Genomic DNA, 702 nt, shown 5'->3' with positions numbered 1-702 from the left:
CAGATTAGCACGTCCTTCATCGCCTCTGACTGCCAGGGCATCCACCGTGTACGCTTAGTCGCTTAACCTCACAACCCACAGGCGTTTTGCAACGCTGCGGACTGCAAGCATTTGAGAGACCCGAACGCATCGTAAATTTCATTCTTATTACGGAGAATGAACACGACGCGTCGTTTAAAATTTTCAGCTTGTTCCGGATTGTTAAAGAGCAAATACTTCGCAGCACACCGTCGCCGGTATACTCTGAAGTAAGTTTCAGTACTGTAATGGTGGAGCTAAGCGGGATCGAACCGCTGACCTCCTGCGTGCAAGGCAGGCGCTCTCCCAGCTGAGCTATAGCCCCATACAGTCACTGCAGAGACCATCTACTACCACTCACCAGGAGTCACGTTTCTCACACGGGAAATGTGATTTCGTCTCAGGCAAGGCATGTTTTCGCGAAGCATAGTGAACTATGCGAGCCGGAAACATAACGCAGCATGAGAAGAAATCTGGTAGGCCTGAGTGGACTTGAACCACCGACCTCACCCTTATCAGGGGTGCGCTCTAACCACCTGAGCTACAAGCCTGTAGAGGTTTTTTCTGCTCGTTACTTTTCTATCAGACAATCTGTGTGAGCACTTCGCGGGAAAGTATCTTCAGGTAAGGAGGTGATCCAACCGCAGGTTCCCCTACGGTTACCTTGTTACGACTTCACCCCAG

General features: G+C 50.6%; 2 tRNA genes and 1 rRNA gene. All 3 read right to left on the bottom strand.

Features of this window, described 5'->3' with window-relative positions:
* Window positions 1-267: 267 nt before the first annotated feature.
* Window positions 268-343 (bottom strand) — tRNA-Ala (locus CBW22_RS24520).
* 149 nt (window positions 344-492) lie between these two features.
* Window positions 493-569: transfer RNA gene (locus tag CBW22_RS24515), tRNA-Ile, on the bottom strand.
* Between the two features lie 74 nt (window positions 570-643).
* Window positions 644-702 (bottom strand): 16S ribosomal RNA (locus CBW22_RS24510); the annotation flags it as partial.

This window comes from Pantoea sp. VS1 (genome assembly GCF_002207995.1).
GTDB lineage: Bacteria > Pseudomonadota > Gammaproteobacteria > Enterobacterales > Enterobacteriaceae > Pantoea > Pantoea dispersa.
Note: the sequence above shows the minus strand (reverse complement) of the source record. Positions and strands in the feature narration are given on the sequence as shown.